Genomic DNA, 18,387 nt, shown 5'->3' with positions numbered 1-18,387 from the left:
TGCTTAAAAAAGCCGTTTTTAAAAATCCGGCAGCCGTTTATTGTTCAAGGTGAATTTATGGAAAAAAAGCTTCCTGAAATGGAGTACGGCGAGACCGGCCTTATTAAGGAAATCAAAAGCTCATCCCACAACTTAAGCCCGATAGGAATCCGTGTCGGGAAAAAGGTGAAGATGATAACAAAACAGCCGATAAAAGGTCCGGTTGTCGTCGTAACAGGAGAAGTCGAGGTTGCGATAGGAATAAACGAGGCTTACAGCATCATCGTTGATGTCACAAACCCGAAAACCCCGGAATGAACCGTAATTTTATTGTTTAAAAAATACTTGCGGAGAAATAAAAATGGAAAAAGAAAATGATACAATTCTTCTTATAGGCAACCCCAATGTGGGGAAAAGCGTTCTTTTCAACCGCCTTACGGGAGGAAACGCCGTCGTTTCAAATTACCCGGGTACAACTGTCGATTTTACGAAAGGCAGCGTGGTAATTGACAAAAAGACGTATGAAGTGATTGACGTCCCCGGTGCCTACTCGCTTGAACCAAGGGACAAGGCCGAAGAAGTCTGCGTAAAGATGATTGAGAAGCACAGGAACGCTATCGCGGTCATTGTCCTTGACGCGACAAGAATAGAACGGGGGCTCTACATTGCCCTTGAGACTATCGAAAAGGGCTTGAAATCCATTGTCGTTCTGAATATGATGGACTCCGCCCGTGAAAAGGAGATCTCAATAGACAATGTGAAACTCCAGAAAATTCTCGGGGTTCCGGTTGTTGAGACCAGCGCAATAGCAGGTGAGGGTTTAAAACAGCTCGGGGACATGATCAGAAAAGCCCAGTACGCAGAAATAAAAGACATCAAACTTCGTTCTGAAGGAAAAGAGACAAAACCCGCGACCTCACCCGGTTGTGCAGGGTGTGGAGGCTGCGGCGGGTGCGGAGGTGCCTGAAATGGCCTTAAGCGAAGAGTCGAGATGGTCTCTCGTCGACGAGATATCGTCACAGGTGATTAAGAACGGACACTACACCCAGAAAGTCCGCGACATCATAGGAGAGCTTACGGTAAAACCCCTTACAGGAATACCCGTCGCAATCGGTGTAATGTATGCATTCTGGAGCATATTCAGTTCTTTTGCCGGTACACTATGCACTGACGGATTTTTCGTTAAGTTTTTCGACAAATACTTCCTCCCCTGGATACAGTCGGCGTGGCCTGACCCGGGAAGCATTCTGTATTTCCTGTTCGTGGGTGACCCGACGGCAGACAACTGTTTCGAAGCTTTCGGCGTCCTGACATCAGGTCTTTTCGTAGCGATAGGTGTGGTACTTCCGGCTGTGTTCATATTTTATCTCATGATGGCCCTTCTCGAGGATTCGGGATATCTGCCGCGACTTGCAGTCCTTGTGGACACTTTCCTGCACAAAATCGGGCTTCACGGATATGCAATCGTCCCTACGATACTCGGACTTGGGTGCAACGTGCCTGCTGTCACGTCGACAAGAATTCTTGAAACCAGAAAACAGCGTTTCATGATGATGACACTCATCGCACTGTTCATCCCGTGCGGAGCACAGCTCGGTGTGATGCTTGAGGTGATACCTGAAAGTGTCGGATACGTGATGCTTCTCCTGGTGATAGGATACTTTGTATTCGGCTATATCCTCAGCAGAATCATCCCGGGAGAAAACCCTGAAATCCTTATAGACGTTCCTCCCTACCACATGCCGCAGAGGTCGAACATACTCAAAAAGCTCGGGATGAGGACAAAGGGATTTCTGGTCAGTGCAGTCCCGTTCGTTCTGTTCGGTGTCCTGATAGTAAACGTTCTTTACCTTGCCGGTGTAATCCAGTGGCTTTCAAACGCACTTGAACCCCTGTTCGTTACATGGTTCGGGCTTCCGAAAGAGACAGCAGGGCCACTTGTTGCGGCATTCCTGAGAAAGGACCTTGCAGTAGCACAGCTTTCGGCAATCGCGATGACAAAATTCCAGATGATAACAGCCGTCGTCTTAATCTCGATATACTTCCCGTGTGTGGCGACATTTGTGGTCATGCTAAAGGAAGGATGGAAAGAGCTTCTGGCGGCAGTTCTGGTGCTGTTTGTCGTTGCACTCACATACGGCGGAATAATACACGCAGTAGGAATACTCCTGGGGGTTGCATAAAATGAGTCAGAACAATAACAGTATTGCATCGGTTTACTTTGCAATAATAGGAATTGCAGCGGTTGCACTTGGAATCGCCGACATACTTGTATGGTCGGGGATTTCAGGAGGTATAGATTTAGGGATAATGAGCATATCAGGCGATGACTTCTTCAGGTGGGCCTGGGGCGGTCTTGTCGTTCTCTTCGGGGGTATACTCATACTTTCGGGATGCAGCGATATAAGATACATCCAGCAGTTCTCAAAAGTGCTTCTCGGATCAATAATGATCTGGGTCATTGCAGGCTGCGACATCTTTGCGATGATATGCGGGGGCATTCCGGCACCTAAGGACGCTCCGGAGTTTCTGAACTCGTTTTCAGGATTTCTGGGGTACTTCATGCCGCCTTACGCACCTGCCGTAATACTTCTGCCCTTCACCCTTGCAGCCCTTTATTTATACTACAGGTGGGGATTTGCGGAAAAGGCGGAAAAAGACTGATTACAAAAAACACTTTTTAAAACATATTTTTTTAAAAAGGGATTTTTTTAAGAGGGCTCATGAAAACAAAAGTCTTTCTTATAGTTCTAAAATCCAAAGTTTGCACCGGTTTTTTTAAAACCCGTAACATAAAGTTTTTTAGAAAACAGGTGCAGAAATGGATTCTTTTTGGAGGACAGAGACCAGGGTTTTCCGGGAAGTCCTAAAAATTTTAGAAAAATCATCAATTCAATGCATTTTTTAGGCACTTCTATATTTCGGCCAAAAAAAAGACCCGGATATTACAAAAAGAGTGATTTTTTAAATGAATGACAATAACAAAAAGATTCTCCGCTTATTCAAATTTGCGGGAAAGTCCAGGATATATTTAATACTGGCCTGCATCCTGTCGGCGATAAGCGCCGTTTTTGTGCTGGTACCTTTTATCTGCATATATTACGTGATGCAGGAGGTTCTGGTCCAGGCAGAAGCCAATATGCATCCCGAAATGGCAGTACTCCTGAAATACGGGTGGATTGCCGTAGGTTCTGCAACAGCAGGATTCGCACTCTACTTCGCCGCACTTATGCTTTCCCACACGGCAGCGTTTCGGACGGAGAGAAACATGAGGTCTGCCATAATGCACCATATCGTAAAACTTCCGATGGGCTTTCACACGTCAAAATCAAGCGGGAAAATGCGGAAAATAATCGACGAAAACACAATGTCAACCGAGAATTTCATCGCCCACCAGATGCCTGATCTGGCAGGAGGTCTAATAACGCCTGTTGCGGTCGTAATAATGCTTCTTTACTTCGACTGGCGTCTTGGCACATTAAGCCTCCTGACTCTTGCAGCAGGCTTTCTCATCCAGAAAAGGATGATAGGCGAGGAAGGAGTGGAGTGGCTCAAAAAATACCAGAACGCACTTGAGGATATGAATACCGAGGCTGTCGAATACATCAGGGGAATATCTGTTGTAAAAGTGTTCGGGCAGACTGTTCATTCATTCAAGAATTTCAGGAATTCTATACTTGCGTACCGTGATTTCGCTTCAGCGTATGCGGTCTCGTGCAAAAGGCCGATGACTGCCTTTCTGACAGTCATCAACGGTGCATTCTTCCTTCTCGTCCCCGCAGGGATTCTCCTTGCTGGTGTTGCAGGAGATTATATGAGCTTCGTACTGAGCTTTATTTTCTATGTGGTTTTTACGCCCGCCTGCGCAGCGATGCTTCTGAAAATTATGTACTCATCGTCCTACAGGATGATTGCACTTGAATCTCTTGAAAGGATTGAGGACATACTAAATGAAAAACCACTTGAGCAGCCTGTGAACCCTGAAAAGCCTCATGGCTGGGATATTTCTTTTGAAAACGTATCGTTCAGGTATCCGAAATCAAACCTTTCGGCGGTCGATGACGTGACATTCAATGTCCCTGAGGGCACGACAACCGCTCTTGTAGGTCCTTCAGGGAGCGGGAAAACAACAATTGCAAATCTTGTTCTCCGTTTCTGGGACGTCGATTCAGGAAAAGTCTGCCTGGGCGGTGCAGACGTAAAAAAAATCGATACGAAAACTCTTATGGAGAATATTTCCTTCGTATTCCAGGACTCACACCTCCTAAAAGACAGCATCCTCGGCAACATAAAAGCGTCCAGACCTGATGCATCAGAAGAGGATATAGCAAAAGCCATAGAAGCGGCGCAGTGCACGGACATCATTGAAAAAATGCCTGACGGCATCAACACCGTAACCGGCACAAAGGGAATCTTTCTCTCAGGAGGCGAGCAGCAGAGGATAATTCTTGCAAGAGCCATTCTAAAGGATACTCCTGTTGTAATCCTCGACGAGGCGACAGCTTTTGCAGACCCTGAAAACGAGTACAAAATACGGCTTGCTTTCAGGGAACTTACCAGAAACAAAACTGTTCTTATGATTGCACACCGCCTCTCAACAGTGCAGGACGCAGACCAGATCCTTGTCATCGACAACGGAAGAATTGCCGAAAAAGGAACACATGAACAGCTTATGGACAAAGGCGGACTATACACGAATATGTGGAAAGATTACAGGAAGTCGGTCTCATGGAAGATTCAGGGTACCAAAGTCAAAGGAGGTGTACCGGATGCTGCGTGAACAGTTCTCACTGAGTGAAAAAGGAGCCGATGACCTCAAAAAAGGAATAATATTCTCTACCGCGGCCGACCTGAGCCTTATGCTTCCGGTAGCACTGTTCATAGTCGTTATAGACGTACTGTTAAGCCCTTTACTCGGAAAACCCGCACCTTCCCTCAACATATGGCTTTACACTGGAACTGGTGCGGTTATACTTGCAATAATCTATGCCGTTCACCTTCTCCAGTACCAGTTTACGTACGTCGCCTCCTACAACGAGAGTGCCAACAGGCGCATTGCACTTGCAGAGAAGATAAGAAAACTTCCCCTTTCGTTCTTCGGTAAACGCGACTTAAGCGACCTTACAAATACAATGATGGGAGACTGCACTGCTCTCGAGCATGCGTTCTCCCACGCTTTCCCGCAGGGATTCGGTGCAGTGCTGTCAATAATTCTTGCCTCAGCCGGACTTTTCGTGATAGACTGGCGCATGTCGATTGCACTCTTTGCAGCTCTTCCTGTATCCCTTGCTCTTGTTATAGGAAGCAGAAGACTACAGGACAAATACAGCCTGAAAAAAATACTGACCAGGCGTGCTGCATCCGATGGTGTCCAGGAGTGCCTTGAGGCTGTAAAGGATATAAAGGCCTGCGGGCGCGAGGACGAGTATCTTGCAGGTCTCGACAAAAAATTCGATGATGTGATATCGGCATCCATGAAATCGGAGGTTATAACCGGGTGTTTCATCTCGTCCGGGACAGCTGTGCTTCGAATCGGCTTTGCTGCCGTAATTCTTGCGGGAGCCGTCCTTTTAGGACAGGGAGAGATATCAGTCATCATATACCTTGTATTTCTTCTCGTTGCGGCACGTATCTACGACCCGCTTTCAACGGTGTTCATGCAGACGGCCGAAATGTTCGACGCAATGGTCCAGATAGACCGCATGAAGGAGATTGAAAACTACCCGGTCCAGGAAGGTGCAGACAGATGCGAAAACAAAGGATATGACATAGTATTCGAAAACGTCTCGTTCTCGTACAACGATGAAAAAGCCCTAAAAAACGTCTTCTTTACGGCAGAGCAGGGCAAAGTCACGGCTCTTGCAGGACCCTCAGGAAGTGGAAAAAGTACGGCCGCAAAACTTGCGGCACGCTTCTGGGATGCCGACAGCGGAAGAATACTTCTGGGCGGACAGGACGTATCAAAAGTTGAGCCTGAAACCCTTCTTAAAAATTTCTCGATAGTCTTCCAGGACGTCGTTTTATTCAGAGATACAATTATGGAGAATATCAGGATAGGCAGAAAAAACGCTCCCGACGAGGAAGTTTTCGCCGCTGCAAGGGCTGCACAGTGCGATGATTTCATTTCAGAAATGCCTGACGGCTACCAGACTGTAATAGGCGAGAACGGGGCTACGCTTTCAGGAGGGGAACGGCAGAGGATATCAATTGCAAGAGCACTTTTAAAGGACGCACCTGTAATTCTTCTTGACGAAGCGACGGCGTCGCTCGATGTCGAAAACGAGACACTTATACAGTCGGCATTATCAAAGCTCATAAAGGACAGGACAGTCATTGTAATCGCCCACCGTATGAGAACAATCGCAGGAGCCGACAAGATTGTTGTTCTTGACAAAGGAAGAATTGCAGAAGAAGGCGACAGCAAAACTCTGCTTGAAAAAAACGGACTCTATGCACGTCTATACAGCCTTCAGCAGAAAGTGGTATGAGGAAAAAAGAAAAAAACAAAACTAAAAAAATATTTTAATTTATTCCGAAAACCCAATCAGTCCGCCATTTTCTTTCGTATTTTCTCCATATCAGGGTGTGTCATCTTATCGCAGACGTCCCTGCACTTGAGAAGAAACAAAGGCGCAGCGGTAGCTATTTTTTCGGCCTGGGAAGACGAAAACTCACGTGTAACCGAGTACTGGGACTGGACCCGCATAAGTCTCGCTTTGTCCATTCTTTCCGCCTCTTCTTCGGAAAAAAAGTCACGGAGACACTCTTTCATAAACGCTATAGTGCAGATATGGATCTCGCTTTTCACGCCTACCTTCATCAAAACGGCATACAGTGAATAATACATGGAATAGTATCCTGTCGAAATTATCCAGTCAGGCGAGTCAAGTGAGTTCATTACAGCCAGAGAATCCTCGGCCTTTTCAAAATAGGCTTCCGATAGGTTTTCGCTTGGTTCGGTCAGTTTCAGACCTTTTCTTTTGTCCTTGCACCAGTTCATCTCATTCATATTTCAAGTCCCCATTCAACGAAAAATTCTGGGCATTTAAGGTATACGTGATTTTTATAGACCTCTTTTAGAAGGTGGTCATGAAGGCCCTCCTTAAATACTTCTTGATTGTATTTTTTTACATTTATCTCTGTTCTAAACATCTTCGATATTTTTTCAACCAGGGGCAGGTCAAAATCCCCCACGCAGAGAAGGTCGATATCGGAATGCTCTTCCGCAAGGCCTGATGAATAGCTGCCGAAAAGGGCAAGCGGGCAGCTGAAAGCCGGAAGAACCCTGTAGATTATACGGTTCGCAAAAGGATATTTTTCCGAAAATTTAAGCCGTTTGTAGCTTTCTGCAAGCAGTATGTGATTTTTGGCCGCAGGAGTATTCCTGAGCTTAAAGACCCTTAACCTGCCTCTGATCTCAGAGTACAAAACCCCCTTCTCCTCAAGACTGTTCAGGATATTCTGCGCCGCACCGTGGGACACAGGAACATGCCGGCAGATTTCCCTTATATAATAATCACTGTCATAGCCATTCGTGTACAGTGAAAGTATTTTCAGGTGGTTCTCAGTTATGTCTAATATTTTGGACATATGAAAGTTATATTGGACACAAATCCTATATCATCCTTGTGCAGAAAATTTTCCTTTCAGACTCATTCTGAACGGTTAAGTCCTGACTTTTCGATAGTTCAAGCCCATAGTGAGAGAGAATAAATAAAAACGGGTACCACTATGTTAACGGGGGAGAATGGCAGACCTAATACGCCGGGTCTGCCATTAAAAGTCAGTTTTGGTAAATCCAGTGATATCCTAAGAAATGTTTTAGGGAAGACACATGATGCACAAAAGGCGATTGTCCATGCACATGCAAACGTCTGGTGCATCTTATTTTTTCCTGTTTTTCAGTTAAAATCCAAAAACCAGGATTTTCGGACCAAATCTGTTATGACTGACTTTATTTTCAAAAGAAATTACCTTTAATACCACTAATAAACAGGTATTCAGAAAAATCTTCAAAATATATTTATTCCTGGTTTTTCAGCCTGTCCTCATCAATGATTTCAGACATAATCATAACGCTTTCCCTGACAAATTTCCGGCAGAAAGTTTTCGGACTTTTATCCCCTGGAAGTGATTTCACCTTTTCCTTGTCCATGATATCATAGCCGAGGAGTTGCCTGCAGTCAGAACTCCCGAACCTTTCTTCAAATTTTTTAAAGTATTCTCTCACAATACCGTATGTACGGCTCTTTCTCTCGTCATTGTCCTCGATTCCCGACGTATAAAGGCCTGCCGCCATAACAGCGCCCGTGCATGCACCGCATGTTTTTCCCGTCCCGATACCGCTGCCGAAGCCTGCCGCGTATTTTACGGCATCATCCTTCCAGGCATTCATTTCAGCCGCAAATGCACTTAATACGGACTGCGAGCAATTGTAGCCGGATGAAAATTCAAGAACGGCATAGTCAGCCTTTTTTTCGTTTCTCTCAGTCTCCTGGTTATTACCCGTTTCTTCCATGACTGACAGGTATCTCTCTTCAGTAATATAACACTGCAATATGCAGAATAAATCTACAACAAAACATTCTTTTCAAATATTCAAAATATTCAAGACAAGGATGCAAAAATTTCTTGAAGAGCAAAACCCACAAATACCTTAATCCTCCATCCATGCAAAAATTATAATGGATGGATTCATACGAACTTGCAATAAGAAATACTGTTGAAGTCGTAACAGAGGACGAATTAAAGGAGCTTTTGAAAAAACCTGAAAAATCAGTATATACAGGATACGAACCTTCAGGGGAGATTCACCTCGGACACCTCGTCACAATAAACAAACTGATGGACCTTCGTGAGGCAGGATTTAAGGTAAAGGTTCTTCTGGCAGACCTTCACGCATTTTTAAACCAGAAAGGCGACATGGAAAAGGTAAGGGAGCTTGCAGAATACAACCGCCGCTGCTTTGAAGCTGTCGGACTTAAAGGAAAAAACGTCGAGTTTGTACTCGGAACGGATGTCGAGTTAAATCCTGAATACCAGCTCAATGTCCTAAAGCTTGCGCAGCAGATAACACTCAACCGTGCGACGAGAAGCATGGATGAGGTCGGAAGAAACATGGACGCACCTCATGTATCCCAGATGGTCTACCCGATAATGCAGATGGTTGATATCCATACTCTTGGTGTAGACCTTGCTCTCGGCGGAATCGACCAGAGAAAAATTCACATGCTTGCACGCGAGTATCTCCCGTCAATAGGGGCGAAAACACCGGTCTGTATGCACACACCGATTTTAAACGGCCTTAACGGCAAAAAAATGTCCTCTTCAGAGGGCAACTATATCTCAGTCGCAGACACCGAGGATAATATAAGAAAAAAAATGAAAAAGGCATTCTGCCCGCCTGAAATCGAGGAAAACCCGGTTTTGCAGGTACTCAAATACCATGTCTTCCCAAGACTTGATTCCATAACGCTCAGGCGCCCTGAAAAATTCGGGGGGGACCGTGAGATTATATCATACGGGGAATGCGAGACTTCATATGCAAAAGGCGAAATTCATCCCGCAGACTTAAAATCGGCATGCACAGAGGGCCTTATAGAAGTCCTTGCACCTGCAAGGGACTACCTGGGACTCTAAAAAAAATACTTCTTTTGCCGCAAAACTTATCTTTATTGATATGCATTTAGTTGTATGGCTGAAATTTTTAACTGTCTGGCTATAGCATTAATTCCGGTCGTTCTTTTAGTATTTTGTTTTTTTGCAGGCTGTACTGGATACCAGGCGTCTGCCAACGTACTGAAAGAAATACAAAATTCAACAGAAATCAATGAAACCATGGTATACAACGCAACTCCCACGATAACTCCTGGAAAAACGCAGAATATTACGCAAAAAATCAGTGAAATTGCTGTATACAATATAATTCCTGCGAGGAGTCCTGAAAAAACGCAGAATATTACGCAAAAAATCAGTGAAACTACGCTAAACAATAAAACTAACACGACAGTCCCTGAAAAAACGCAGAATACAACTCAAAAAATTAATGAAACTGCGACAAGCAATAAAACTAACACGACAGTCCCTGAAAAAACACAGAATACAACTCAAAAAATTAATGAAACAATCCCGGCACCTGTTGCTGGTGCAGAAGCCGAGACAATAAGTTCACCAAGGTACACCGCAGGCATGGTCATTGAAAATGACGACGGACACCTCCAGATAATAACAAAATGCAATGAAATAACCGGCGAATACCTTTCAAGGTCTTTACTTATGGGCAATGACGGAGAAGCGTACATGATGAAAGACAACTCATTCTGCCAGCTTGGTTCATCGCATAACCCGTATAAATCAATAGAAAAGGTATTCCCTGTTCTATATGATGATCTAAACACCCGCAACTCTTCTGATTATTTGAAATACTATAATTATAGTGCAAAAAAAGGAGCCAGAATATATGTCTACGCGGGAACTGACGTAAAAGGATTTACTATAGGATATTTAATGCCAAAAAATGCTGAAATTATGGAATATATAAGTGAAAACAGCTAACAAAGGTGATTTATTTTTCAATAAAATTTTATGGAATCATAAAAATAAAATAAATCCCGGATTTTTGGATAAACCTGTAATAGCCGCTTGTATCAATATATCCCCAGCCGCTCTGCTGGAGTTTGTAGTACTGCGGATTTGAGTCCTTCAGGCTGTGAAGATTAATTCCCACGTCAGAAGGATTTTTGTGGAAAAGTATGACAAGACTGTCGGCATCCATTCCCGTCGTAAAACCGGTTTCACCGACAGGCTGAACTATTATAGACTGAAAATACTCATCATTCTGAAGGTCTCTTATTGTCATATCAGGATGCTCTTTCAGGTATATCTCAACCTGCCCTGCCACATCTTCTGCCTTTGTTTTGACAAGCCTTACCCCGAGGCCTGTAAGAGCCGTGGTGCTCTCTTCTATTGACATCTCACCAATTGACTTCGCTTCTGACGCTATATAGCTGCTTAGTGCATTTGAGTCCTGCAAAGAGGCAAAACCAAGAACTGCAAGCATTACAATAAGAATTTTTGCTCTAATACAAATTCTCATAATATCCTCTTTTGAAGATTTGAGAGGATATACAACATATACTTTTGTCACATTGGATATATCTATAATATAAAATAACTATTTCTAGTTAAAAATATACATTTACTAATTAAATAACATATTTGTGCTGCCCTTCATTTTCAGGCCTCATAAATTAATTGATTTCGTGATTCAGCCCCCATATAGTTTTTTTCAGCCGGCACTCAGGTCTCACGAAACTTTCCCCCACCCTTTATCCCGAATGGTTAGAATTATCTAAGTAAAGAACAATTTTTCAGGATAATAAAAATAATCTAAACTGGTGCGTTATTGAAGGACATTGATCTTATTAAGAAGTTTGACCGCGAAGTCGAGGAAAAAGGCGTCAGGATAAAGGATGCCGACCAGATGAAGGTGATGGAGAACGTCTTTGACGACCAGACCCTTATCGCCCTTTATAAACTGGTCCACAAGGGAAAAATATCTGCAATCGGGGGGTCAATTTCCACAGGAAAGGAGGCAAACGTCTTCTACGGTGAGGATTCCGACAAAAATTCCATTGCAATAAAGATTTACAGAATACAATCTGCAAACTTCAACAAAATGGGGGAATACATGGCAGGCGACCCGAGATTTTCATCCGTCAGGAAATCCAAAAAGGAAGTGATATTTGCCTGGACAAAAAAGGAGTACTCAAACCTTAAGCGTGCCAAAGACGCCGGCATAAACTGCCCCGGCCCTATTTTTTTTGACAAAAACATTCTTCTGATGAAATTTTGCGGAGAAAACGAGAAGGCTTACCCGCAGTTAAGGCAGGCTGCCCTTACAAAAGAAGAAGGTGAAAGGGTTTATATGGCCGTTCTTGCAGACATGAAGACTCTTTTCAACGATGCAGGTCTTGTACATGCCGACCTTTCGGAGTTCAACATCCTCTATGACGGGGAGAAGCACATCATAATCGACATGGGACAGGCGGTAACCCCGGAACACCCCGGAGCCGTCAAATTTCTTGTAAGAGACATCAAAAATGTAAACAGATTTTTCAGCCGTTTTTGCGATACCCGCAGCGAAGAGGAGATATTTAAGGACATTGTCGGTGAGCACCGCATGCAGCCGTGAAAAATAAGGCAATAAATATTTTATAGAATCCCTAAAATTGGATAAAGGATAAACAGAGAGATTCTTCTCTCAAAGAACAAAAACATTAAAATCTGGAGCACACAAAGATATACGCGCAGAGACATGAGTTATATTAAATGATTTATATATATGCTCAATCTAAGAAATCTTTTGTTAAATATCTCAAATCATCATTTAATTTACAAATCCATAATTATTACATAACTAAAAACTACAAATTATTATTATAGCTCAATGTTAGTTCAAGAACATAGTGAGATAGTATATAATAATTAATATCGTATTCTCCATGGGCGAGATTAAAATGGGGCGTTCACTCAATTTTTATCAAACCTGAATATCAGGTTGGCAAAATTCAGGAAAAGAAAGGAAAATTTGGCGTTGAATGGATTGGAAGTTATGGATACTCACAAGAAATTTCCGGAATTATGCATGTAGATGCACCTTCAGGCCAATCTATTAGTGGAACTTGGAAAAATTATCTCTATTCATACATCTAAATTAAGAAAAAGATGATTTTGATATCTAATCAATAAATCTTTTTCTTATTTTTAATTAATATAAAGGAAGTTAAAAATGAAGATAAGCAATCATCTGGGATTAAAACCCGGAAAAATTCAGAACCTTGTTGCAGCGCTTTTATGCGCAGCTGTCGGAATGCTGTTCATATCAATCGGGCTTGGAGGGCATTACGGAATCTCCTATGAAATTATCCCCCAAATGCTTGATATCCTTGTCTTTACCCCGGTATACCTTTCCGGAACAGGTCTTGGAATCGTATTTCTTGTTTCATCAGTCTTTTTTGTAAGAGAGGCGTTTTCAGGCGGTATTTTTAGTCCCGGAACAGAGGGCTGGCCCGAAGGTTCGAAATTCTGTATTTTTCTGGTGATACTCTGGATTTTAGTGTACGTTCTGATGAATTCATCTGAATTTTTTTAATATTTCAAAAAAATCAAAACTACCCGCCCCGCCCTTTCAGACAAAAAATAATCCTCCCTAAAATTTTCTGCATGGATTAATTTAGAAAACGCTCTTTTTTTGTTTTGACGTAACATCTAACCCTTTTTTCGTGAAAGAATTAAAACGGCATTCTTTCAAAAAAATTTATCATGTGTAAAAATAAATAAACACATACTCATGCAAAGACCTGCGACAGTCACAGAACTTGCAAAGGTACTGAAATTTCTTGGAAACGAACAGAGGCTTCACATTCTCAGATCGATTGCGCATGAAGAGAAATTTGCACGGGAGATATCAGAAGAGGTCGGAATCTCCCGTCCACTGGTAAACATTTACCTCAAACAGTTTGAAAAGGCGGGTCTTGTAAAAGGGACAAACCGCGTCGGAGAGGAGCCGCCCTATCTTAAGAGATATTACGGGGCGCTGCCCTTTGAACTGCCGGTCAGCCTCGGCCTCATTGAAAAACTTGGAGATGAATAAAGATGAATTTTGAAACTGTCAAAAACTTTCACTGGATTACAAAGGCTGTAATTTTACTCATGGCCCTTGTGTTCGTACTTCTTTTTGCCGCATGCCTGGCATCCGTTTTCGGGATGACAGGCACAGCAGGTGGTCTTGCCATGATGGTCTTTTCCATGGCCTCTATACTTTACTACGTTTTGCCTGTGATCTTTGTAATTATCGTTCTCTGCATAGCCGGAGCAAAGATTAAGGAATGGCTTGAGACTTACATGGACGCAATGGTTGCAAAAAACGGTGTTTCCGAAACACGTGACGAGATTAAAACCCTTAAGGCGTCAGTGGACTCGCTGGAGAAAAAAGTCGACAAAATCTCTGATATCCTTGAAAAGGTCTCGGAGTAAAAATAAATTCTCTCCAAAAAGACTTTCGAAACCAAAAAAAAGAGGATAATTGGAATGAACACAAAACTGACCGGAATATTCACCGAAGGCGACACAAAAGCGCTGAAAGACTGGGCTGAAAATATGGCTGAAAAATCATCGGCAGAAAAAGCCGAAATATCCGATATAAAATTTGAAATCATATCTCTCAGGCAGAGTCTTGAGAGGATGGAAAAAAAGATAGACAATATAGAAAAAATCCTTGAAAAAGTATCGGAATAATTTTTTCAGACAACTTTTTTTCCGATTCAGGGAAGAACAAAAATTCAGGGTTTTAAATAAATTGATTACTGAATCTTTATTCTTTTCCTCCAGGCCGGTTTACAAATCTTTTTTTCTCCACTATTTTCTGTGTACTGACAAAAACAAAGCCGGAATAAGCCCGATTATGGTTAAGACTATCAACCACCAGAAAGTGGCATTGTATGCACCTGCAATATCCCGAACGCTATATACGAAGTCGCCCTGTAGCTGGTACCCGACAACTGTAGCCAGAACCGCCGGCCCGAATGCACCTCCTATATTCTGCAGGCTTCTTGTCGCTATGCTGGCATCAGAAATATGTTCTTTTTCAATTCCGACATAGGCTGAGACCATAACCGGACTGAAGAGCCCGCCAATCCCAGCTCCACGCAGAACAAGAGCAGCCGCAAGCAACAACGGACTGGTAGCCTCATCTGCAAAGGCAAACGGAAGCGTACCCAATACGGTCATAACTAGGCTTACCATTACTATCTGACGTGAACCAAAGCTGTCGGTAAGCCTCCCGAACCATCCCCTTGTAAGCAGGGTCCCTATTCCCTGAGGTATCAGCAGTAAGCCTGTATACAAAACACTTTCACCACGAACCTGCTGGAAATACAGAGGAAGAAGAAGCATAGCCCCGTTCAAAACAACTCCCAGAAGAAAAAGCAGAATACAGGAGGCCGAGAAATTTTTCGACCGGAAGAGACGCAAATCCAGTACAGGCTTTTTTTTCAGGTTCAAAGAACGGACAACGAATACCCCCAGAAGCAAAATACCTATACCAAGCGGCACAAGGACTGCACTGCCTGCAAATCCTCCCCCGGAACTGACCATGGAAATTCCGTATATTATGGTTGCAATAGCCGGAGAAAGCAGAAATATGCCAGGCCAGTCCATTGAAAACTCATTATCAGATTTTTTATCCCCGGGCACTACATACCAGGTCAGCAGAACCGCGATTATGGTTACAGGGATGTTCACGTAAAAAATCCAGCGCCAGTTAAGGCTGCTTACAATAAAACCTCCAAGTACAGGCCCAAGGACAGGACCCATTACAGCGGGAATACTTACATATGACATCAAAAGACCCAGATGCTCGCCGCCTGAGATTTGAACAAGCAGGGTTTGCATAGTCGTAAACATCAGCCCTGCACCAAAACCCTGAATGAGCCGGAATACAATCAGTGTTTCGGCGTTCCATGACAGAGAAGAAAGTACTGAACCTGCCAGAAACAGAATTAACGAAAAAATATAAACCCGTTTTCCTCCAAAACGACTGCCGGCCCAGCCCGAGACAGGTATAGCAAGGGCCATGGCCAGCATGTACCCTGTAATAACCCACTGAATGACAGACACAGTAGTACTCAGGTCAACAGCAACAGAATTAACGGCCACATTGACCATAGTCGAATCAAGCAGAGGTACAATACTTCCCGCTGCCAGGACAACGGCTGCTTTCATCACAAAAGGGTCTATTTTTTCTTTTTGAGACTTTGAAAAAACTGTATTGTTTTCCGCCATACGAAATATTTCCTTCAGAGTTAATTAAGATACGGAACGTACCGTATCTAATAATATGGACAGAGGGGTATATTATACTTAAGGAAAATGCAACATAATAGAATTTGAAAAGAGGAGAAAGCAGTTGAACAAAGGAAAAGAAGAGAATTTTTCGCAGTCCGAACAGGCGGCAGGACAAAACAAACACTCTTCAGCAAAACGCAGACGCGGTGAGGTTCTTGAAGATGCCATCCTTCAGGCAGCCAAAAACGAGCTCTTTGAATCAGGCTACAGGCATTTTACAATGGAAGCGGTAGCAAAGCGTGCAAAGACTAACAAAGCTGCGGTATACCGGCGCTGGCCGGGCAAAACAAAGCTTGTCATTGCTGTACTGCGCAAATATGCCCCAAAAATCCCGGATGAAGTTCCGGATACTGGTGACCTGCGTTCTGACCTGCTTATTCTGCTCAAAAACGCAGTAAAACCCCTGCAGGCTATAGGGGCTGAAACGATACACGGGCTTCTGGCCGAAAATTTTGGACACGAAGTTATCTTGTCTTTTCCGCGGGTAAAAAACCTGAGGAATACAGGAAAATTCAACTCCGCCATGGTTGCGATTTTGAAAAATGCCGAACTCAGGGGTGAGATAAACCTGGAAAAAATCAGTCCGCGGGTAATATCGCTGCCCTTTGATTTATTGAGGTATGAAATCCTTCTGACTCAGGAACCAATATCGGATGAAACTGTTGCTGAAATTATTGATGATATTTTCTTACCCCTTTTGCATTCAGACCATTCTTAAAAAATATCAGGACAAATAAAGCAAATCTCCGGAAAACTTTTAAAGAAATACAATTTTTTTGATTATACCTTAAAATACGCTTATTTCAGGGTATTAGTTTACATGGAAAAAAATGCGCCTTAACCATTGGTTATCAGCATATCATCCGCTCCGTTTTTACCCCGCACTCATTCACAGGTATGCACTCAAAAAAAACTATAAATACAAATTCACTATAATAGTACTTTATAGAACAGTGCTATTGCGAACTATAATGAGATAAAACAGGAAAGACATGAGATGAAAGAAAAAGATTTTGAATTCCACGGATTTCACAGGCATTTCACTCCTGACGAAGCCCGGAGGCATGGAAGGCACGGGGGATTTATAGGGATATATATTCTCCACACCCTTGAAAAAGAGCCAAAAAGCGGCTATGACATCATAAAAGAGCTGTCCGAAAAGACAGGAGGAGTATGGAGCCCGAGCAAGGGGACTTTGTACCCGACACTGAAGAACATGGAAGAGGACGGATTTATCAGGATAGCCGGGACGGGAGCCCGCTCCAAAAACATCTACGAAATAACGAATGAAGGAAAAGAAAAGCTTGAAAAAATAATTCAACACAGAAAAGGCACCGAAGAAAGGGTATATCTCTTCAGAAAGATATTCTCCGAGATTGTGGACAAAAAATGTCCTGTCCCAGCAGAGACACTTTTTGAGATCAGACACACCCTTGACAAAATTACACCCGAACATGAAGAAAAAGCCAGAGATCTGACTGAAAAATACCTGAAAGAACTAAAAGAGCTGATACCTGATGAAAGCAGTAACAGTTGAAAACCTGACAAAAAAATTCGGTGACTTTACGGCTGTCGACGGCATCTCATTTGACATAGAAGAAAACGAGATCTTCGGGCTTTTAGGCCCCAACGGGGCCGGGAAAACAACGACAATATCGATGCTTTCCACCATGAAAGAGCCGTCGTCAGGAAAAGCCGAGGTAAACGGCCACGACGTCGCAAAAGACGAGGACGGCGTCAGAAAATCCATAGGAATCGTATTCCAGGACCAGAGCCTTGACGAAGAACTGACAGCATGGGAGAATATGGACTTTCACGGAAGGCTCTATGGAATCCCTAAAGACACCAGAATCAAAAGAGCTGAAGAACTTTTAAAACTCGTTGGTCTTTACGAAAGGAAAGATGACCTTGTAAAGACCTTCTCAGGAGGAATGAGAAGACGCCTTGAGATAGCCCGCGGTCTTCTTCACAGACCGAAGGTCCTCTTTCTCGACGAACCTACACTCGGTCTTGACCCGCAGACAAGAAACTACCTCTGGGAGTACATCGAAAAGCTCAACAAAGACATAGGAATTTCGGTTATAATCACGACGCACTACATGGAGGAGGCGGACAGGCTGTGCAACAGAATAGGGATTATAGACCAGGGAAAAATAGTCGCACTAGATACCCCGGAAAACCTGAAGAACACGATAGGCGGCGACATAATAACGATACACTCACCTGACTACAGGCAGAAGATCGACGAAAAAGACATCCTCGGGGAAGGCAAAACCGAATTTTTCGACGATTACTTTGTGATAAAGCTCTCATGCGCCGAAGAGCACTTAACCGACATAATATCCTTCCTTTTGGAAAAAAAGGTAAAAATTTCGGCAGTGTCCATGCACAAACCCACTCTCGAGGACGTATTCCTGCATTACACCGGAAGGAGCATCCGCGACGAGGAGGCCGACTCAAAGGACAGGATGAGAATGAGACACGGCGCAAGGAGGCACTGAA

The 18,387-nt window shown here is 43.4% G+C and carries 21 protein-coding genes; 16 read left to right on the top strand and 5 right to left on the bottom strand.

Features of this window, described 5'->3' with window-relative positions; genetic code table 11:
- Positions 1-57 precede the first annotated feature (57 nt).
- The 6 genes from J2128_RS06195 to J2128_RS06170 all read left to right on the top strand — a co-directional run bounded on the left by J2128_RS06195 (position 58) and on the right by J2128_RS06170 (position 6,467).
- Positions 58-297 (top strand): FeoA domain-containing protein, encoded by a 240-nt coding sequence (locus J2128_RS06195; protein ID WP_209690281.1) that lies wholly within the window; start codon positions 58-60, stop codon positions 295-297.
- Between the two features lie 43 nt (positions 298-340).
- Complete coding sequence (locus J2128_RS06190; RefSeq protein WP_209690280.1) at positions 341-946, top strand: FeoB small GTPase domain-containing protein; 606 nt, start codon at positions 341-343, stop codon at positions 944-946.
- On the top strand, positions 915-2,162 hold the full coding sequence (locus J2128_RS12710; RefSeq protein WP_209690279.1) for a ferrous iron transporter B: 1,248 nt from the start codon (positions 915-917) through the stop codon (positions 2,160-2,162). The genes J2128_RS06190 and J2128_RS12710 overlap by 32 nt, the downstream gene beginning before the upstream one ends.
- A gap of 1 nt (position 2,163) precedes the next feature.
- Positions 2,164-2,643, top strand: coding sequence for a hypothetical protein (locus tag J2128_RS06180; RefSeq protein WP_209690278.1), 480 nt, complete (start codon positions 2,164-2,166; stop codon positions 2,641-2,643).
- Positions 2,644-2,947: 304 nt separating this feature from the next.
- A complete protein-coding gene (locus J2128_RS06175) occupies positions 2,948-4,759 on the top strand; it encodes an ABC transporter ATP-binding protein (protein ID WP_209690277.1) in 1,812 nt (603 codons plus the stop codon).
- Positions 4,740-6,467 carry an ABC transporter ATP-binding protein gene (locus J2128_RS06170; RefSeq protein ID WP_394357556.1) on the top strand — a complete coding sequence of 576 codons (1,728 nt, stop codon included), beginning with the start codon at positions 4,740-4,742 and terminating at the stop codon, positions 6,465-6,467. The genes J2128_RS06175 and J2128_RS06170 overlap by 20 nt, the downstream gene beginning before the upstream one ends.
- A gap of 56 nt (positions 6,468-6,523) precedes the next feature.
- On the opposite strand, the gene J2128_RS06165 is transcribed toward J2128_RS06170, so the two are convergent.
- The 3 genes from J2128_RS06165 to J2128_RS06155 all read right to left on the bottom strand — a co-directional run bounded on the left by J2128_RS06165 (position 6,524) and on the right by J2128_RS06155 (position 8,497).
- Complete coding sequence (locus J2128_RS06165; protein ID WP_209690275.1) at positions 6,524-6,988, bottom strand: HEPN domain-containing protein; 465 nt, start codon at positions 6,986-6,988, stop codon at positions 6,524-6,526.
- Positions 6,985-7,569, bottom strand: a complete 585-nt coding sequence (locus J2128_RS06160; protein WP_209690274.1) for a nucleotidyltransferase domain-containing protein — start codon at positions 7,567-7,569, stop codon at positions 6,985-6,987. The genes J2128_RS06165 and J2128_RS06160 overlap by 4 nt, the downstream gene beginning before the upstream one ends.
- A 433-nt stretch (positions 7,570-8,002) precedes the next feature.
- Positions 8,003-8,497, bottom strand: coding sequence for a C-GCAxxG-C-C family protein (locus J2128_RS06155; protein ID WP_209690273.1), 495 nt, complete (start codon positions 8,495-8,497; stop codon positions 8,003-8,005).
- A gap of 170 nt (positions 8,498-8,667) precedes the next feature.
- On the opposite strand from J2128_RS06155, the gene J2128_RS06150 reads away from it, so the two are divergent.
- Positions 8,668-9,618, top strand: a complete 951-nt coding sequence (locus tag J2128_RS06150; protein ID WP_209690272.1) for a tyrosine--tRNA ligase — start codon at positions 8,668-8,670, stop codon at positions 9,616-9,618.
- Positions 9,619-9,672: 54 nt separating this feature from the next.
- Positions 9,673-10,533, top strand: a complete 861-nt coding sequence (locus tag J2128_RS06145) for a hypothetical protein (RefSeq protein ID WP_209690271.1) — start codon at positions 9,673-9,675, stop codon at positions 10,531-10,533.
- A gap of 28 nt (positions 10,534-10,561) precedes the next feature.
- On the opposite strand, the gene J2128_RS06140 is transcribed toward J2128_RS06145, so the two are convergent.
- The gene (locus J2128_RS06140) at positions 10,562-11,074 is read right to left on the bottom strand and encodes a hypothetical protein (RefSeq protein WP_209690270.1); all 513 of its coding nucleotides are present in this window, start codon (positions 11,072-11,074) and stop codon (positions 10,562-10,564) included.
- Between the two features lie 309 nt (positions 11,075-11,383).
- On the opposite strand from J2128_RS06140, the gene J2128_RS06135 reads away from it, so the two are divergent.
- The 5 genes from J2128_RS06135 (at position 11,384) to J2128_RS06115 (ending at position 14,277) form a co-directional block, all read left to right on the top strand.
- Positions 11,384-12,172 (top strand): serine protein kinase RIO, encoded by a 789-nt coding sequence (locus J2128_RS06135; RefSeq protein ID WP_245323447.1) that lies wholly within the window; start codon positions 11,384-11,386, stop codon positions 12,170-12,172.
- Between the two features lie 597 nt (positions 12,173-12,769).
- Positions 12,770-13,132 (top strand): hypothetical protein, encoded by a 363-nt coding sequence (locus tag J2128_RS06130; protein WP_209690269.1) that lies wholly within the window; start codon positions 12,770-12,772, stop codon positions 13,130-13,132.
- Between the two features lie 198 nt (positions 13,133-13,330).
- Complete coding sequence (locus tag J2128_RS06125) at positions 13,331-13,633, top strand: winged helix-turn-helix domain-containing protein (protein WP_209690268.1); 303 nt, start codon at positions 13,331-13,333, stop codon at positions 13,631-13,633.
- A gap of 2 nt (positions 13,634-13,635) precedes the next feature.
- Positions 13,636-14,016: a hypothetical protein gene (locus tag J2128_RS06120; RefSeq protein ID WP_209690267.1), complete on the top strand. Its 381-nt coding sequence runs from the start codon at positions 13,636-13,638 to the stop codon at positions 14,014-14,016.
- Positions 14,017-14,070: 54 nt separating this feature from the next.
- Positions 14,071-14,277 carry a hypothetical protein gene (locus J2128_RS06115; RefSeq protein ID WP_209690266.1) on the top strand — a complete coding sequence of 69 codons (207 nt, stop codon included), beginning with the start codon at positions 14,071-14,073 and terminating at the stop codon, positions 14,275-14,277.
- Between the two features lie 120 nt (positions 14,278-14,397).
- Here J2128_RS06115 and J2128_RS06110 read toward each other — a convergent pair whose 3' ends face one another.
- Positions 14,398-15,822, bottom strand: a complete 1,425-nt coding sequence (locus tag J2128_RS06110) for an MDR family MFS transporter (RefSeq protein WP_209690265.1) — start codon at positions 15,820-15,822, stop codon at positions 14,398-14,400.
- A gap of 124 nt (positions 15,823-15,946) precedes the next feature.
- Here J2128_RS06110 and J2128_RS06105 point away from each other — a divergent pair, with 124 nt between their 5' ends.
- The 3 genes from J2128_RS06105 to J2128_RS06095 all read left to right on the top strand — a co-directional run bounded on the left by J2128_RS06105 (position 15,947) and on the right by J2128_RS06095 (position 18,386).
- Positions 15,947-16,603: a TetR/AcrR family transcriptional regulator gene (locus J2128_RS06105; protein ID WP_209690264.1), complete on the top strand. Its 657-nt coding sequence runs from the start codon at positions 15,947-15,949 to the stop codon at positions 16,601-16,603.
- Between the two features lie 279 nt (positions 16,604-16,882).
- Positions 16,883-17,422, top strand: a complete 540-nt coding sequence (locus J2128_RS06100) for a PadR family transcriptional regulator (protein WP_209690263.1) — start codon at positions 16,883-16,885, stop codon at positions 17,420-17,422.
- Positions 17,403-18,386, top strand: a complete 984-nt coding sequence (locus J2128_RS06095; protein WP_209690262.1) for an ATP-binding cassette domain-containing protein — start codon at positions 17,403-17,405, stop codon at positions 18,384-18,386. The genes J2128_RS06100 and J2128_RS06095 overlap by 20 nt, the downstream gene beginning before the upstream one ends.
- The last annotated feature ends 1 nt before the right edge of the window (position 18,387 follow it).

It is taken from the genome of Methanomicrobium sp. W14, from assembly GCF_017875315.1.
Taxonomy (GTDB): Archaea; Halobacteriota; Methanomicrobia; order Methanomicrobiales; family Methanomicrobiaceae; genus Methanomicrobium.
The sequence above is the reverse complement of the archived record's forward strand: the minus strand, read 5'-3'. Positions and strand labels throughout refer to the sequence as shown.

What these genes read in the sequence shown, in the direction of transcription:
- J2128_RS06145 (WP_209690271.1), top strand. Translation starts at nt 9,673, where the DNA reads ATGGCTGAAATTTTTAACTGTCTGGCTATAGCATTAATTCCGGTCGTT.
- J2128_RS06190 (WP_209690280.1), top strand. Translation starts at nt 341, where the DNA reads ATGGAAAAAGAAAATGATACAATTCTTCTTATAGGCAACCCCAATGTG.
- J2128_RS06195 (WP_209690281.1), top strand. Translation starts at nt 58, where the DNA reads ATGGAAAAAAAGCTTCCTGAAATGGAGTACGGCGAGACCGGCCTTATT.
- J2128_RS06165 (WP_209690275.1), bottom strand. Translation starts at nt 6,988, where the DNA reads ATGAATGAGATGAACTGGTGCAAGGACAAAAGAAAAGGTCTGAAACTG.
- J2128_RS06110 (WP_209690265.1), bottom strand. Translation starts at nt 15,822, where the DNA reads ATGGCGGAAAACAATACAGTTTTTTCAAAGTCTCAAAAAGAAAAAATA.
- J2128_RS06100 (WP_209690263.1), top strand. Translation starts at nt 16,883, where the DNA reads ATGAAAGAAAAAGATTTTGAATTCCACGGATTTCACAGGCATTTCACT.
- J2128_RS06175 (WP_209690277.1), top strand. Translation starts at nt 2,948, where the DNA reads ATGAATGACAATAACAAAAAGATTCTCCGCTTATTCAAATTTGCGGGA.
- J2128_RS06120 (WP_209690267.1), top strand. Translation starts at nt 13,636, where the DNA reads ATGAATTTTGAAACTGTCAAAAACTTTCACTGGATTACAAAGGCTGTA.
- J2128_RS06125 (WP_209690268.1), top strand. Translation starts at nt 13,331, where the DNA reads ATGCAAAGACCTGCGACAGTCACAGAACTTGCAAAGGTACTGAAATTT.
- J2128_RS06095 (WP_209690262.1), top strand. Translation starts at nt 17,403, where the DNA reads ATGAAAGCAGTAACAGTTGAAAACCTGACAAAAAAATTCGGTGACTTT.
- J2128_RS06155 (WP_209690273.1), bottom strand. Translation starts at nt 8,497, where the DNA reads ATGGAAGAAACGGGTAATAACCAGGAGACTGAGAGAAACGAAAAAAAG.
- J2128_RS06130 (WP_209690269.1), top strand. Translation starts at nt 12,770, where the DNA reads ATGAAGATAAGCAATCATCTGGGATTAAAACCCGGAAAAATTCAGAAC.
- J2128_RS06180 (WP_209690278.1), top strand. Translation starts at nt 2,164, where the DNA reads ATGAGTCAGAACAATAACAGTATTGCATCGGTTTACTTTGCAATAATA.
- J2128_RS06150 (WP_209690272.1), top strand. Translation starts at nt 8,668, where the DNA reads ATGGATTCATACGAACTTGCAATAAGAAATACTGTTGAAGTCGTAACA.
- J2128_RS06140 (WP_209690270.1), bottom strand. Translation starts at nt 11,074, where the DNA reads ATGAGAATTTGTATTAGAGCAAAAATTCTTATTGTAATGCTTGCAGTT.
- J2128_RS06115 (WP_209690266.1), top strand. Translation starts at nt 14,071, where the DNA reads ATGAACACAAAACTGACCGGAATATTCACCGAAGGCGACACAAAAGCG.
- J2128_RS06160 (WP_209690274.1), bottom strand. Translation starts at nt 7,569, where the DNA reads ATGTCCAAAATATTAGACATAACTGAGAACCACCTGAAAATACTTTCA.